This window comes from Sporosarcina sp. P37 (assembly GCF_002109365.1).
Taxonomy (GTDB): Bacteria; Bacillota; Bacilli; order Bacillales_A; family Planococcaceae; genus Sporosarcina.
The window spans coordinates 1364791-1379615 of record NZ_CP015349.1 but is presented as its reverse complement, the minus strand read 5'-3'; the positions used below and the strand labels follow the sequence as shown (position 1 = coordinate 1379615).

General features: G+C 43.5%; 15 protein-coding genes and 1 riboswitch. Of the genes, 11 read left to right on the top strand and 4 right to left on the bottom strand.

The window, feature by feature from the left end; all coding sequences use genetic code 11:
• The first annotated feature begins 6 nt into the window (after window positions 1-6).
• The 5 genes from SporoP37_RS07165 (at window position 7) to SporoP37_RS07145 (ending at window position 5748) form a co-directional block, all read left to right on the top strand.
• On the top strand, window positions 7-1137 hold the full coding sequence (locus SporoP37_RS07165; RefSeq protein ID WP_081243014.1) for a mandelate racemase/muconate lactonizing enzyme family protein: 1131 nt from the start codon (window positions 7-9) through the stop codon (window positions 1135-1137).
• A 145-nt stretch (window positions 1138-1282) separates the two neighbouring features.
• Window positions 1283-2404, top strand: a complete 1122-nt coding sequence (locus tag SporoP37_RS07160; protein WP_085430624.1) for a mandelate racemase/muconate lactonizing enzyme family protein — start codon at window positions 1283-1285, stop codon at window positions 2402-2404.
• Window positions 2405-2430: 26 nt separating this feature from the next.
• Window positions 2431-4026 (top strand): BCCT family transporter, encoded by a 1596-nt coding sequence (locus tag SporoP37_RS07155; RefSeq protein WP_081243012.1) that lies wholly within the window; start codon window positions 2431-2433, stop codon window positions 4024-4026.
• 324 nt (window positions 4027-4350) lie between these two features.
• A complete protein-coding gene (locus SporoP37_RS07150) occupies window positions 4351-4809 on the top strand; it encodes an OsmC family protein (RefSeq protein ID WP_085430623.1) in 459 nt (152 codons plus the stop codon).
• Between the two features lie 15 nt (window positions 4810-4824).
• Window positions 4825-5748, top strand: coding sequence for a DMT family transporter (locus tag SporoP37_RS07145; RefSeq protein WP_231293311.1), 924 nt, complete (start codon window positions 4825-4827; stop codon window positions 5746-5748).
• Window positions 5749-5825: 77 nt separating this feature from the next.
• Here SporoP37_RS07145 and SporoP37_RS07140 read toward each other — a convergent pair whose 3' ends face one another.
• Window positions 5826-6125: a hypothetical protein gene (locus SporoP37_RS07140; protein ID WP_081243009.1), complete on the bottom strand. Its 300-nt coding sequence runs from the start codon at window positions 6123-6125 to the stop codon at window positions 5826-5828.
• Between the two features lie 221 nt (window positions 6126-6346).
• On the opposite strand from SporoP37_RS07140, the gene SporoP37_RS07135 reads away from it, so the two are divergent.
• On the top strand, window positions 6347-6760 hold the full coding sequence (locus SporoP37_RS07135) for a carboxymuconolactone decarboxylase family protein (RefSeq protein ID WP_081243008.1): 414 nt from the start codon (window positions 6347-6349) through the stop codon (window positions 6758-6760).
• Window positions 6761-6765: 5 nt separating this feature from the next.
• Here SporoP37_RS07135 and SporoP37_RS17580 read toward each other — a convergent pair whose 3' ends face one another.
• Together SporoP37_RS17580 and SporoP37_RS07130 are read right to left on the bottom strand one after the other, a co-directional pair.
• Window positions 6766-6891: a hypothetical protein gene (locus tag SporoP37_RS17580; RefSeq protein WP_257789304.1), complete on the bottom strand. Its 126-nt coding sequence runs from the start codon at window positions 6889-6891 to the stop codon at window positions 6766-6768.
• The gene (locus SporoP37_RS07130; RefSeq protein WP_085430622.1) at window positions 6863-7516 is read right to left on the bottom strand and encodes a reverse transcriptase-like protein; all 654 of its coding nucleotides are present in this window, start codon (window positions 7514-7516) and stop codon (window positions 6863-6865) included. The genes SporoP37_RS17580 and SporoP37_RS07130 overlap by 29 nt, the downstream gene beginning before the upstream one ends.
• A 283-nt stretch (window positions 7517-7799) precedes the next feature.
• On the opposite strand from SporoP37_RS07130, the gene SporoP37_RS07125 reads away from it, so the two are divergent.
• Together SporoP37_RS07125 and SporoP37_RS07120 are read left to right on the top strand one after the other, a co-directional pair.
• Window positions 7800-9281 carry a glycine betaine uptake BCCT transporter gene (locus tag SporoP37_RS07125; RefSeq protein WP_081243006.1) on the top strand — a complete coding sequence of 494 codons (1482 nt, stop codon included), beginning with the start codon at window positions 7800-7802 and terminating at the stop codon, window positions 9279-9281.
• Window positions 9282-9538: 257 nt separating this feature from the next.
• Window positions 9539-10501 carry a tRNA dihydrouridine synthase gene (locus tag SporoP37_RS07120; protein WP_085430621.1) on the top strand — a complete coding sequence of 321 codons (963 nt, stop codon included), beginning with the start codon at window positions 9539-9541 and terminating at the stop codon, window positions 10499-10501.
• A 121-nt stretch (window positions 10502-10622) separates the two neighbouring features.
• On the opposite strand, the gene SporoP37_RS07115 is transcribed toward SporoP37_RS07120, so the two are convergent.
• A complete protein-coding gene (locus SporoP37_RS07115) occupies window positions 10623-11789 on the bottom strand; it encodes a pyridoxal phosphate-dependent aminotransferase (protein ID WP_085430620.1) in 1167 nt (388 codons plus the stop codon).
• Window positions 11790-12018: 229 nt separating this feature from the next.
• Window positions 12019-12130, top strand: a riboswitch (SAM riboswitch).
• Window positions 12131-12244: 114 nt separating this feature from the next.
• Between SporoP37_RS07115 and SporoP37_RS07110 the strand changes: the two genes are divergently transcribed.
• The 3 genes from SporoP37_RS07110 to SporoP37_RS07100 are packed head-to-tail and all read left to right on the top strand — an operon-like array spanning window position 12245 to window position 14761.
• Window positions 12245-13249, top strand: coding sequence for a methionine ABC transporter ATP-binding protein (locus SporoP37_RS07110; protein WP_081243003.1), 1005 nt, complete (start codon window positions 12245-12247; stop codon window positions 13247-13249).
• 1 nt (window position 13250) lies between these two features.
• A complete protein-coding gene (locus SporoP37_RS07105) occupies window positions 13251-13919 on the top strand; it encodes a methionine ABC transporter permease (RefSeq protein ID WP_085430619.1) in 669 nt (222 codons plus the stop codon).
• 17 nt (window positions 13920-13936) lie between these two features.
• Complete coding sequence (locus SporoP37_RS07100; RefSeq protein ID WP_081244780.1) at window positions 13937-14761, top strand: MetQ/NlpA family ABC transporter substrate-binding protein; 825 nt, start codon at window positions 13937-13939, stop codon at window positions 14759-14761.
• Window positions 14762-14825 lie beyond the last annotated feature (64 nt).

Here is a 14825-nt window from a genome sequence, read left to right as displayed (position 1 = left end):
GATTATATGAAGAAGCTTGAAATAGCCGACGTGCAAGTCTATGTCGTGGAGACGCCGGAAGCGAAATACAAAACATCCTCCCATTACTCTGATCTGACGATTACAAATACAATTGTAAGAATACGGACAAAGGATGGCTACGAGGGATGCGGAGGAGCGATATCCTGGACAGAAGGTAATGCCGATTTAAGTCTGGCAGAATCAATCCGTCACTTACTGCCCTTTTTGATTGGCAAATCAGCTTTACAGCGGGAGGAAATCTATCAATTGCTGGCCAGCCGATGTGTTCAAATGACACCGCAGGCACTGTCGCCTATTGATATCGCACTATGGGATCTTGCCGCAAGATATGCGCAAATGCCGCTGTATCAGATGCTTGGAGGGGCAAGGGATAAGATTCTGTCCTATGCCAGTACGCCTTTTCTGCCGAGCATAGAAGACTATATCGAACATGTGCATGACCTTAAAATGCAAGGCTACCGATACATTAAGTTTCATACATGGTGCAAAGCGGAGGAAGATTTGGCGCTGGTCTATGCAATCGAGAAAGAATTCCAAGGGTCCGGATTAAAGTTTATGTTGGATGTGGAAAGTTCTTATACGAGACAGGAAGCGCTCAAAGTGGCAATTGAATTGGAGCGTCTTGGGTATGTTTGGTTCGAGGCTCCATTGCCGGATACAGATTTGAAGGGTTATCAGGAGTTAAGAACGAAGGTGAATATTCCGATTATCCCGGCAGGAAATACACTGCTGCATCTGAATCAAATTGAGCAGGGAATTCAACAGGACAGCTGGTCTAGCGTGCGAGTTGATGCCACGTTGGCGGGCGGTGTCACGCAAACGAAAAAAATCATGGCACTTGCTGAGGCGAATTCTATGACGGCGGAATTGCAATCATGGGGTTATACACTTTCCCAAGCTGCCAATCTGCACCTGATGCTGGCTGCACCAAATTGTTTATTCTTTGAGCAGGCCGTGCCTGTCGAACCATTGGAATTTGGCGCGAAAAATCCTATCCGAACAGACGAAAAAGGATATGTACATGCCCCTGAAGGTAATGGACTTGGGATTGAAATGGATTGGCCGCTGATTGAGAGGACTGCGATTCATCAGATTACATGTATGCATAATGAATAAATCCGGAAGCAGTACAGCAGGGCAAAATTAGCCCTGCAGTGCCGTTCATCATGGGCGAGAGCACTGCTGTCTGTAGGTTTGTACATTACATAAAAGCCGGTAATAGTGTATGTTGAAGTTCATTTGAAAAAGGCGGTAATCACCAATGAAAATAACAGATATAGAAGTAATTGAACTGCGCGTCCCTCCGATTGATCAGGAGTGCACATGGGGAGAGGACGCTCTTCTTGTCCGGGTGATCACGGACACTGGACTAGTCGGTATTGGAGAAAGTGACACGTCTCCCATGGTTGCCCGAGCAATCATTGAAGCACCCAGCTCTAATTTATACAGTACTGGCTTGAAGTCCTTGCTGATTGGGGAAAATCCTTTGGAAATCCAAAAGCTTTGGGACAAGATGTACTGGGGTTCTAATTACTTGGGGAGAAGAGGAGCGGGTATCCATGCTATCAGTGCAATTGATATTGCACTATGGGATATTGCTTCTCAGTTTTATCAAGTGCCAATTTACATGCTGCTTGGCGGAAAGTATCGGGATACTATTAAGGCGTACGGGACGTTTATACCGGACGACATTCCCGCTCAAAACAAAAAGATTGTGAGAAAGTTAATTGAGCAGGGCTACACAAGCTTAAAGTTTGGCGGCGGAATTCTTGGCGATGATGACGATACGGATGTTGAAATTGTAAAGGCTGTCCGGGAAGAGGCGGGCGATGATTTTGAACTTCAGATCGACCTGGCTTCTAAATGGGACACATACGGAAGGTCTGCAAGAATGTTTAAGCGCCTGGAGAAGTTCAATCTTCATTGGATTGAAGAACCGATACTGGCAGATGATATGAAAGGCTATAAAAAACTGTCCGGTTTAACGGGCGCCCAAACTGCCGGCGGCGAATCATTAACTACCCGCTATGAGTTTGCGGACTTCCTGAAATATGCACAGCCAGATATCATACAACCGGATATAACCCGCTGCGGCGGAATCAGCGAGATGAGAAAAATCTCTGAACTCGCTTCGATGAATGGCACTAAACTTGTGCCGCATGGTTTCAGCACTGGCATTTTGCTGGCAGCAACTATTCAATTTCTGGCTGCTTCTAAAGACGGTGATTTACTGGAGTATTCTCAAAGCGACAGTCCGCTCTTCACTAGTTTAACAGGTAGCTTGCCCGCTCTTGAAAACGGTAACATTCGTGTTCCGGATTGTATTGGCCTGGGCGTGGAATTGGATGAGGAATTGATTTCGAAGTACCGCATAAATTCATAACATACTATAAAAAATGGGGAATGTATATGACGAAGAAAATAGATACGCTGCTGATCACTTTGAGTTTGGCTCTTGTATTAAGTATTGTAGGTTTCTTGTACGTAAAGCCTGAAGAGTCTCAGCAGGCAGCCAATAGTATTTTTGGCTCGTTGACTGAATGGTTCGGTTCCAGCACGCTGATCTTTACGTTTTTGGGTATCCTGTTACTTGGGTTTGTGGCTGTCAGTAAATACGGGAATATTCGTTTAGGCAACACAGTGCCTGAATATACTAATTTTAAATGGATCTCTATGATGATTGCCTGCGGATTAGGTTCAGCTACAGTGTACTGGGCATTTATCGAATGGGCTTATTATATTGATACACCGGGCCTCGGTATTGAGCCCGGATCACAGCGGGCGTTTGAAATGGCTTTGCCTTACAATATGTTCCATTGGGGAGTCAGTGCTTGGACACTGTATGCATTAGTCGGTCTGCCGATATGTTACCACCTTTATGTACGAAAAAACAAAGGGCTTAGCTTGAGCGCAATTGTCAGCTCTATTACTGGCATCAAGCAAAAGGGTGTCATCGGAAGAATTGTAGATATTATGTTCATCTTCATTTGTTTTGGCGGTCTAAGTATTACATTGGGTGTTTCCGTACCCTTAGTATCTGCAGTATTAAGTAATGTACTGGGTCTTACACCTTCATTTAAGATGAATTTGCTATTAATTCTAATGATTTCGGTTATCTATTCATTAAGTTCCTATATTGGTTTACAAAAAGGAATGGCACGGATTTCTGACATGACGACCAAACTGGCTATACTGTTTTGTATTGGTATTATTATTGTAGGCCCGGGATTGTTTATTATTGCAAACAGTACGAATGCGCTTGGACAGATGATGCAAAACTTCGTGCAGATGAGCTTGTTCACTGATCCAATCGGCAAGTCAGGATTTCCGCAGTCTTGGACCATTTTCTACTGGCTGTATTGGATAACGTATGCACCGTTTACTGGAATATTCATTGCGAAAGTATCGAAAGGCCGCACATTACGTTCGGTCATTCTGAATACGCTGATCAGCGGCAGTGTAGGCTGTTTCTTCTTTTTCGGCGTCATCGGCAGCCTGTCTATTGACCGTCAGATGAGCGGTAAAGTCGATATGGTTGGAATGCTAGCTGGCGGAAATGATAACGCCGCCATTATTGAAGTTCTAAAAACATTGCCGCTCAGTGGTGTTTTCATGGTATTGTTTGCAGTCGTTTCTGTTCTGTTTTTGGCTTCGACTCTGGATGGAGCCGCGTTTACTATGGCATCTACAGCTACGCCGGGTCTCGGTGAAAATGAAGAGCCGCATCCGCTGCACCGATTATTTTGGTGTGTAATGCTTGCAGTTGTACCTCTGACAATGATATTTATAGGCGCAGATTTAAATACAATAAAAACAAGTGCCATCATTACTGGTGTTCCTGTTGTCCTCATTATGGCAATAATGGCCGTTGGCTGGGTGCGCTGGATGGTGAAGGACTTTGGGAGTATGTCAGCAGAAAATATCTCAAAGTTTCATACGGAGACAGGTGAAGTAGCAGAAGATGCTCCTAAGACGATTGGGGAGGAAGTAAAGAGTATTCGGTAAAATGTAATCAGATCTGTGTCAAGTGATCGTAATTGCAAACCATTGTAAAATTGCAATAAAAAAAAGCAAGCCTCCTGATCAATCTAATTTGATGAGGAGGTTTATTCTTTGATCTGGTTGCTTCAAAGCATCAGCGATCACTTAGTTACAAAATGTGGCGGTTCATTTCGGCAGTTACCATATACTGTACTTTACAATCATCTTTTGAATTGCAAAAACGTGAGTGAATAGGATGTTTAGAGTTTTCAAACAATTCATTTCTTTATTTCATTCTATATGTTACAATGCATATTAAAATAGTATGGATTAAGGAGAATGGTATATATGTCGACAAAAAATAGTACACTTGTAAAAATGGGCGCTTCAGCTGCATGGAAAGAAGGCATTCGTTCAACGCATACGATTCGTCACTTTGAAGAATTTTCGATGGATGAGCCGGCGGAATTGGGCGGTACGGATACTGGCGGTACACCGCTTGAATATATGGCGGCTACATTAAATGGATGCAAGGCAGTGATGGTTCCGTTAATTGCTAAGGAGCAAGGTTTTACTTTTACAGCTCTTCATTTCGATACAACCGGGATTGTTGATGTCAGGGGGCTGATGGGGGAAGAAAATGTTAAGACATACTTCCAAAAGATCCGTTTTACGCTGGAGATCGAAACGAAAGAACCGGAGGAAGCGATTGAGCGCTTGAAAGCAGAAGTTGAAAGACGGTGTCCGGTGTATAATTTGTTTGCGGACGCAGGCATACCTGTGGAGGCGAACTGGATAAAGAAATAATGGAGGATTAAACGGTTGGAGACACATCACCTTAAAGCCAGCATCCTTACAATTGCAGGAGCGGTCTGCTGGGGGCTGATCGGTTTATTTATAGCCCCGCTGTATACGCAGGGCTTTACGGCCTGGGATGTCGTAGCGGTTCGGGGAATTTTCAGCTTTGTATTTTTATTTATGATAATGATCCTGTTTTACCGAAATCAGCTGCGGACACGGATGAAAGATCATTTGTTTTTTGCAAGTGCAGGTATTTTCAGTCTGGCGCTGTTCAATTATTTTTACTTTGAAGTATTTTCGCGTTCAAGCCTGTCTCTTGCGGTGACGTTATTGTACACGGGCCCGTTATTTGTGACAATCCTTTCACGCATTTTCTTCAAGGAACCGCTGACTGCACGCAAAGGTCTGGCACTTGTATTTGCCATAGCAGGCTGTGCTTTTGTAGTGGGCCTGCTGCCGTTCGGATCTGAGAGTATATCAGGAAGTACGTTGCTGATGGGCATACTATCGGGTCTTTGCTACGCGCTGTACAGTATTTTTACAAAACCGGTTACAAAAAGGTATTCTGCATTGACGATTACGACATATACGTTCTTTTATATGGGTCTGTTTATGTCACTGACGAGTGATGTCTGGCGAATGGCTGATAAATTCCAGCAAGCGGGTGTCTGGATCTCCGCGTTGCTGCTGGCGTTAGTCTCTACAGTGGCGGCATATGTATTATACACATCCGGGCTGAAGTATTTAGAAGCGGGGAAGGCATCCATTCTGGCAACTATTGAACCGATTATTGCCGTTCTTGCGGGTGTGTTATTTCTCGGAGATCACCTGGGAGCATGGCAGGCCGCGGGCATCGCACTGGTACTGTATTCTGCCGTGCTGGTGGCGGGCGGAAGGAAGAAGTCAAAGCAGGGAAGTCCTGAAGAAAAATATCATACGCTTTAAAGACTGCCGCCTGTGCAGAAAATCATTCGCATCTGTTCATATCTATGAACGGGAAATGATTTTCGCACAGGCGTTTTTTATGGTTTGAATTTCTGTATTTCATCAGACACGATAAAGGCCAGGTCATAATTTCCGAACATCTGCAGAACGTCCAGCATTGTTTCGTTATCGATGTGCAGTTCTTCAAAACCGTCATCACTTTCCATGACATCCTTTAACGCTTGATTTGCCCCTTGTTCGGGATACGCTTTATTGTATAGAACTTGCGGATCCAGCTTATGATTGGCACACCACTGTACAAACAGGCGAATCATCAGCGTCTCATCATCTTTATATTTTTGGATGATTTGTTCATCGATACTTTTAAATTCCAACATGCAGACCCCCCAATGAAAATCATTTCTTTAAGTATAAACGATAGAACACCTTTCGGAAAATGAAGCGACGCGGCATGACTGGTTATATACATCTGTGTCTAATTGCAAGTATTGTCGAAATATACGCACAAAGCTTGGGTTTACGGCGAAGTTTGGTACAATGGGGAGTACAATCGCCGTTTGACAATATGGCGTGTCACATTATCCGGGAGGTTTTAAATATGGCAGAAGATCGTTACCAGCGAGGTTTGGAAAAATTAATGGAGCTTACGCTATCAGGTGAAGATAATCCATCGGGCGAGATGGAAATTGGCGACAGCTTTAAAGATGTTGCGCCGGATTTAACTAAGTATGTCGTGGAATTTGCGTTCGGTGATATTTATTCGCGTCCAGGGCTCGACAATAAACAAAAGGTCCTCACGACCATTACTGCTCTTGTCGCACAGGGCAAGCCGCAAATTGAAATGCACATCAAGACAGGGCTTGATGTCGGTTTGACGCCTGATGAGATCATAGGCTGCATCATGCACCTGATCCCGTATACAGGGTTCCCAAGTGTGCTGAATGCGCTGACGGCTGCTCAAAAAGTGTTTGCGGAACGCGGCGTATCCATTACGAAAAACGATGATAACTAACATGTTTACTCATTAAGAGATAAGGCACTGGTCACCGGATTGTAAAGGTGATCAGTGTCGTTTTCTGTTTCGGGATCATTCGCCGTAATGGCCGGCTGTCCGTCATCTTTCACTGGTAGCCATAATTTCAACACCCGCCATTGCCTGTGCTGCCAGTTTGTCAGCCTCGTGATTTGCTTTCCTGGAAACCAGCTCATATTTCGGCTGGAGTCCAAGGGCGTTCATCTTCGCTTCAACCTTATCCGCCCAATTGTATAAATCCTCTTCAATGACCGGCCACTCTTCGCTTAAATGATGAATCGCAACTCGCGAATCTCCAAGTACCCGGACAGGTAAATGATGGACTCCCAGCATCTCCAACTCTTGCAAGCAAAGATGAAGTGCGGCATATTCTGCTTCATTATTTGATGTCAGTCCCTGAACGAATGCATTTTTCCGGACTCTGTATGACTTTCCGTTTTGGTCATAATAGATGACACAGCCAAGCCCGGCAGTTTTCTGGTCCCAGTCATATCCACCGTCAAAGTAGATCGTGATATTATGCGGATCTGTCTCAATGCCTTTTAAGTAGCCTTTTAATTCCTTCAGCGTCCAGGAACTGTCATACTGATCTACAAATTGCACTTGCTTCGCACGGCCCGTTTTTTCTATGTCTTCAACAATTATTACAGCCTCTTGCGCAGGCATTTCTTCGGACGTAAACACTGTTGCCTTACCTTTTGGTGTTTTATATGTCCATTCAATGATTACTTCCATAGTAATTCCTCCAATATTTAGTTTTTATTAGCAGCGCCTGAATTTTAGTAGGTATTAGGTCATAATTAATTTATTATCTTTTACCTTATCATAACGGATTTATTTATCTGTTTTGCGCTTTTTGTTATATTTCATCTATGTTTAGAGTGCTTTATAAAAAAAATAAAGCGTAACACTGCTGATGAAAGCCTGTAATTTTCGCTTTTGCTTTCTCGTCAAGGTATATGTATAGTATATAACCGTTCATCAGACGAATAAATAAACTATCTTTGAAAGGAGAAACATGAGAAAAATATCAAATGTATTTTACATTACGATTGCATTAATCATCGTCACGGTCGGTTACGGTGTGTTTGCATCGGAAAGTTTTGAGGAAATTACAGTGAATGCGAAGAATTTTGTCGCCTCTTCTTTTGGATGGTACTACCTCCTTTTGCTTTCCGCACTCTTATTATTAAGCATCTTTCTGATTTTTAGTCCGTACGGAAAGATTCGACTTGGTAAAGATACCGACAGACCTGCATTTTCTACAGTTACTTGGATTGCTATGCTGTTTTCAGCAGGAATGGGGATCGGGCTGGTTTTCTACGGAGCAGCTGAACCGCTGTCGCATTTCATTAATCCCGCAACAGAAGATCCAAATACGGATGAAGCATTTAAGGAAGGGCTGCGCGCATCATTTTACCACTGGGGACTTCATGTGTGGGCAATGTATGGAATCATTGCTTTATCACTTGCGTATTTCCAGTTTCGTAAAGATTCACCTGGTTTAATTTCAGCAACATTGAAACCGATCTTTGGCAAGAAAATGGATGGCCCATGGGGGATTCTGGTAGACGTTCTTGCAGTCTTTGCTACCGCTTTCGGTGTGGCAACAACTCTCGGTTTCGGTGCTGTTCAAATTAATGCAGGGCTGAATTATCTGTTTGGGTTTGAAATCGGAACGTTCTCCCAATTTATCATTATTGCTGTTGTTACGGTTCTGTTCATCATATCTGCGTGGTCAGGACTAAGTAAAGGCATCAAGTATTTATCCAACACAAATCTGGTGCTTGCTGTTCTGCTTCTTGCGTTCGTAGTTATTTTAGGACCGACACTGCTGATCATGAATATGTTCACTGAATCTCTTGGGGGCTACGCAGGAAATTTGATCCAAATGAGTCTTCGTACGGCACCGCTCAATGAAGAGCACCAGCAATGGCTGTTCGATTGGACAATTTTCTACTGGGCTTGGTGGATTTCATGGGCGCCATTCGTCAGCATGTTCATCGCACGTGTTTCAAAAGGACGTACGATCCGTGAGTTCATGGTTGGCGTACTTTTAGCTCCAACATTACTTTGTGCATTCTGGTTCTCCGCATTCGGTACGACTGCAGTTGATATGCAGCGCAGCGGAATTGCGGATATCGCAAGTTCTTCGACAGAGCTGGTAGTCTTTGAAATGTTCCATGAGTTGCCGTGGTCATTTATCATTTCCGTTATAGCTATTCTGCTGATCGCATCATTCTTTGTGACTAGTGCGGACTCGGCAACATTTGTGCTGGGGATGCAATCGACATATGGATCGCTGACGCCGCCTGCGAGTGTGAAAATTATTTGGGGTATACTTCAATCATCCATTGCATTGATCTTGTTGTCAGTCGGAGGCCTGTCCGCTTTACAAAATACGATCATTATCGCTGCCCTGCCATTTTCATTCGTCATGCTGCTTATGGTCATATCGCTGATGAAGGCGCTGGGCAGTGAAAAAATAAGACGCAGATAGAGCGAGTACACCCAATTCTTTATGCAAAATATACGAAACCGCTGCTCATCTGACAGCAGCGGTTTTACTTCTGTCAAATAAACGCCAGGATGATTGTTACAGCTGCTTTTTTCAATGCTTACTAAAAGATAGTGGAATTCACCATCATTTCTTTTGTATAATAGAAAGACTGGCCTGTGCACAGTTTATGTATGTTCAGGAAAGCTGAAGTATTCATACACATAGGCAAGTTATGAAGAGAGGATTTGAACGTAACGATGAGCACTAATTTCTGGCGTGATTTACCGTGGCCGTTTTTTATATTAGCACCGATGGAAGATGTAACGGATGTCGTGTTTCGCCATGTTGTAAGTAAAGCGGCACGGCCGGATGTCTTCTTCACCGAGTTTACGAATACAGAAAGCTTTTGCCATCCGGAAGGTATTTTCAGTGTGCGCGGCCGTTTGGCATTCACGGAAGATGAACAGCCGATTGTCGCACATATATGGGGGGATAAGCCTGAGCATTTTCGCGAGATGAGCATAGGGATGGCGGAACTTGGGTTTAAAGGGTTGGATATTAACATGGGCTGTCCTGTGCCGAATGTGGCGACAAAAGGCAAGGGGAGCGGTCTGATCAATCGTCCCGACACGGCAGCCGCCATCATACAGGCAGCGAAGGCAGGGGGATTGCCTGTCAGTGTGAAAACCCGCCTTGGCTACACAGATATTGAAGAGTGGCGCACATGGCTCAGACATGTGCTGGAGCAAGATATCGCCAATCTGTCAATCCATCTGCGCACCCGCAAAGAGATGAGCAACGGGAATGCGCATTGGGAGTTAATTCCTGAAATCAAGAAACTTCGCGATGAAATAGCACCTGATACGCTGCTGACTATTAACGGAGACATTCTCGATCGCCAAATGGGTCTCGAGCTTGTAGAAAAGTATGGCGTAGATGGGGTTATGATTGGCCGCGGAATATTCCACAATCCATTTGCATTTGAAACAGAGAAGAGAGAGCATGATCATAAAGAACTGCTGGATCTTTTGCGTATTCACCTGGATCTTTTTGATAAATATTCGACAGAGCTTGAACCGCGGTTATTTAAACCGCTGCGCCGATTTTTTAAGATTTATATTAAAGGGTTCCGCGGTGCGGCTGAACTCAGAAATGAACTGATGAGCACGAATACGACTGATGAAGTGCGTGCATTGTTAAATAGTGTGGATCTGGACTGACCTTCTTTTTGAAATGACAGCAGTTATTTGTACACTCACAACAAAAGCCTCCTTGTGATTCCGGAATATAACGGGATCACAAGGAGGCTTTTTATTTACTTCATGTAAGATGAGCGTCTTCTTACTTAAATAAACCGAGCTTTTCGATGCGGCGCACGGCTTCTTCCAGACGTTCTTCACTCTCTAATAAACCGACGCGAATATATCCTTCGCCGTGCGCGCCAAACCCGTTTCCAGGAGATACCGCAACATCTGCTTTATCCAGCAATAAATTAGCAAAGGTTTCGCTTGTAAATCCGTCGGGAACTGGAAGCCAGGCGAAAAATGAACCAGTAGGCGCTGTTACATCCCAGCCGATGCGTTCGCACTCTGTGAGCAATACTGTCAGGCGGCTCTGATAAAGCGCCACTAACTCTTCTACGCATTGCTGCGGGCCTGTTAAAGCCTCGATTGCCGCCCGCTGAACCGCAGGGAAGATGCTTGTAAATAAGTGGTCCTGCAACAGATTTAATGCTTCCACTATTTCAGGATTACCGACCGCAAAGCCGACGCGCCAGCCTGCCATATTATACATTTTAGAGAGGGACAGCATTTCAATGCCAACATCCTTTGCTCCTTCAGTTTGTAAAAAACTGATTGGCTTCTTGCCTTCAAAACCAATTCCTCCATACGCAAAATCCTGTAAAACAGCAATTTGATTTTCTTTGGCGAAAGCCACCGTCTTTTCATAAAATTCAGGTGTTGCTGTCACGCCTGTAGGATTACTCGGATAATTCAAGTACATCAGTTTAGCATCTTTTTTCTGCTCGTCAGTTAATTCTTCATAATCAGGAAGAAAATCATTTTCCTTGCGCAGCGGCATCGTTTCAAATCGGATATCCGCTAAACTGACTCCCGATAAATAGTCAGGGTACCCCGGATCGGGCAGGAGTAATAATTCGCCTGCATTCATAATAGCCAGCGGCAGTTCTACGACGCCAATTTTCGTGCCTCCGAGTACCGCAACTTCTGTTTCAGGATCAATTGTGACGTTATATTCCCGCTGATAGTATTCTGCCACCGCTTGTTTCAGCGCAAGTGTTCCTCTAAATGGAGAATAGCCATGTGTGGCCGGATCTTCAACAGCTTCCTGCAGCGCTTTAATAATATGTGTAGGTGTTGGCTGATCAGGGTTTCCGCGTCCCAGATTAATAACGTCTCTGCCTTCAGCCTGTGCCTTTTCTACTTTTTCCAGTAATAACGTAAAGAAATGCGGAGGGAGCTTTTGTAACCGATTGGACAAAGCCATAGTCTATTCCTTCTTTCTCTGATGAGGTATTTGCGTTAAGTATACATAGATCATACTAGACTTTACAATAGAAGGATTGTAATTCAATGCCGGATAATGCAATGAATCGATGGAGAAAAAATAATACTGATAGAAAAAGTCGGATTTTATGAAAATATAGCGTGAATCAGCTTGACAGTTTAATTAATTCAGACTAGTATATATTTTACGCATAGAATTTAATAGAAATCTCTTATCGAGAGCGACTGAGGGAAAAGGCCCGATGAAGTCCAGCAACCCCTTGAATGAAACAAGGAAGGTGCCAAATCCTGCAGAATGGTTTTCCATCTGAGAGATAAGCTGAGAATAGTTCAGTACTTCTTTCATTTAGAAAATGAAAGAAGTTTTTTAATATAAAAGATTAATTTCAGCTGCATGTACTTAGTAACTGCTGGGATACAGAAAGAAGGGAGAACATGATTCAAATACAACATTTGTCTAAGGCGTATCAGACAAAAGATAAAGTGGTAAAAGGTGTAGATGATGTATCACTGGACATCGGGACCGGGGAAATATTTGGCATTGTCGGATATTCCGGAGCGGGAAAAAGTTCTCTCATACGCTGTTTGAATTTGTTGGAAAAGCCTACAAGCGGCACTATTTTAATCGACGATGTAGATTTAACGAAGTTATCGGGAGCACAGCTTCGGCAGGCACGTTTGAAAATAGGGATGATTTTTCAGCACTTTTATTTAATCAGCCAAAAGACGATATTCGAAAACATTGCATTTGCACTGCGGGCGGCAAAAATGCCTTCAGACAAAATAGAGGCACGTGTCATGGAACTGCTTGAAATGGTAGGACTGTCTGACAAGCGCAATGTATATCCTGCGCAGTTGAGCGGGGGACAGAAGCAGCGTGTCGGTATTGCAAGAGCGTTAGCCAATAATCCATCTGTGCTGCTTTGCGATGAAGCGACATCCGCACTGGATCCTAACACAACTATGTCCATTTTGCGTCTGCTGAAAAAGATCAATAAAGAGTTGAACATCACAATAGTTTTAATTACACATGAGATGAATGTGGTAAAAGAGATTTGTGATCGGATGGCGATTATGCAAGCGGGCAAAGTGATTGAAGAAGGTCCGGTGTATGACATTTTTGCTAATCCTGTTCAACCTTTGACGAAGGAGTTTATCAGCAGTGTGGTTTCTTATGATATTCCTGAAAGTGTCACTGCCGGCCTAGCCGGCACATTGATAAAAATCACGTTTAAAGGTGAAGTCGCAATGGAAGGTGTAATTTCCGATACGATGCAGAAGTATAAAGTCAAAGGGAATTTCCTGCACGGGTCGATTGAATATATTCAGGAACGGGCACTCGGGATTTTCTTGATGGAATTACAGGGAGCGCGCGAAGATGTAGAGCAGGCCATTGCATACATACTGGAACAAAATGCTGAAGTGGAGGTGATCCGATAATATGTTCGATGTGTCCCATATCATAGAACTGATGCCGGATATCACAAAAGCTTTCGGCGAAACGTTATATATGATCGGTATTTCACTTTCCATTGCTTTAGTTATCGGTCTGCCGCCTGGGGTTCTGTTATTTACAACGGATAAAGGATTAATTCTGGAGAATCGTGCAATTAACTCTATAGTCGGATTTTTCGTCAATGTCGTCCGTTCTATTCCGTTCATTATTTTGCTTGTAGCACTAATCCCATTAACCAAACTAATCGTAGGGAACACGATTGGCCCAACTGCAGCAAGTGTATCTCTTTCTGTGGCAGCCATTCCTTTCTTCGCAAGAATTGTTGAAACATCGATGCGTGAAATAGACAAAGGTGTTATAGAAGCTGCTATATCAACAGGGGCTTCGCCGTGGATGATTATCTGGAATGTATTGCTGCCTGAATCAAAGTCAAGTATTATCCAAGGACTTACATTGACTTTGATCAACCTGGTTGCCTATTCGGCAATGGCCGGATTTGTTGGCGGCGGAGGAATAGGTGACTTGGCGATTCGCTTTGGCTATTACCGATATGATGACAGTATTATGCTGGTTACTGTCGCTATTTTAATCGTTCTTGTACAGCTGATACAATTTAGCGGAGACCGTTTTTCAAAAATGATAGATAAAAGATAATAGGGGAGAGATGGATGATGAAGAAACTGGTACTTGCTTTCATACTAACTTTGGCAGCAGCCGCTTTAGCTGCCTGCGGAGGAGAAAAGACTGCTGAAAAATCGGATGATGATAAAAACCTTCGTTTTGGTGCAACAGCAGGCCCTTACAGCGACATGCTGAAAAAAGCAATTCAGCCTGGACTTGAAGAAAAGGGGTATACTGTGACCATCACAGAATTCAGTGATTATATTCAGCCGAATATTGCATTGGACAATGGGGATATAGATGCAAACCTGTTTCAAAACATTACGTACTTAACGAATTTTGAGAAGGAAAATAATATGGAACTCTCGGAGCTGATTATAGTGCCGACAGCGCCGCTGGGCATTTATTCAAACAAATATGATTCACTTGATGAGATTGAAGAAGGCTCAACCATTACGATACCAAATGATCCCGTCAACGCAGCGAGAACGTTATATGTATTAGAAGACGCGGGATTAGTAAAAATGGATAAAGAAATAGACCAATTGACGGCATCTGAGAAAGATATCGCAGAAAATCCTAAAAACCTGGTTATTCAGCCGGTTGAGGCAGGGCAATTGCCCCGCTCTGTAGAAGGGGCTGATTTGGCTGCGGTTCCGGGGAACTTTGCAATTGCGGCAAATATGGATTTATTGGACGCGCTGGCTTTAGAAAACATGCCGGATCGTTTCCGTAATGTTGTCGCTGTGAAAACAGAAAATGAAGATAAGCAATTTGCGAAAGATATCATTGAAGTAGTAGAGTCTGAGCAGTTTTTAGAAGTCATCGATTCCGAATTTAAAGGTTTTGGCAAACCGGAGTGGATGGAAAAATAATCGTAATCCTGTAGCAGTGAGATAAAAATATACCAGACCCGGAGACAAAATAATATGTCTTCAG